Origin of the sequence: Reyranella soli, assembly GCF_007992495.1 — a bacterium.
In the GTDB taxonomy this organism is placed as follows: Bacteria; Pseudomonadota; Alphaproteobacteria; order Reyranellales; family Reyranellaceae; genus Reyranella; species Reyranella soli.
Window position 1 is genome coordinate 1 of record NZ_BKAJ01000408.1, and the last position, 524, is coordinate 524.

The 524-nt window shown below is 64.3% G+C and carries 1 protein-coding gene; it reads right to left on the reverse strand.

The window, feature by feature from the left end; translation table 11 throughout:
* Positions 1–524, reverse strand: a 524-nt coding sequence (locus tag RSO01_RS48270; RefSeq protein ID WP_170303909.1) for a hypothetical protein, incomplete at both ends; no start/stop codon positions are given.

Below are 524 nucleotides of genomic sequence, written 5' to 3' on the forward strand. Positions count from 1 at the left end.
CAAGATTGGCTCCCGTGTCGGCTAGCGTCACGTTGTCCGTGGCAGTCAGGAGCACGGCGCCAAGCGCATTGTACCGGGCCAAGTTCAGCGACAACACGTTGTCCGTGGCATCGATGCTGTCGATACCCTTGCCAGCCAGCCCGCCAAACTGTGCCGCCGACAAGGCGGCAAGATTGGCTCCCGTGTCGGCAAGCGTCACGATGTACGCCGCCGGCAGCGTGACCGTTCCCAGCGCCAGATATTGAGCGACTGAGAGCGTCAGCACATTGTTGGTCACCGTCGTCGTCGCCGCACTGGCCACGTTCTCCAGGGTGCCGTGACCATCGGTGTAACTCGCCACCACCCGGATGCTGGCACCCACATCGGCATCGCCCAGCGTGTAAGTTATGGCCGTCGCACCGGCGATGTCGGCAAAGCCCGATCCCGTGTTGCGCTGCCACTGGTAAGCGATCAGCGTCAGGCCATCGGCGTCCGCCAGTGTGTTCGACGCCGTCAGGACCTGGTCCTTGGTCGCCGTCCCGGCG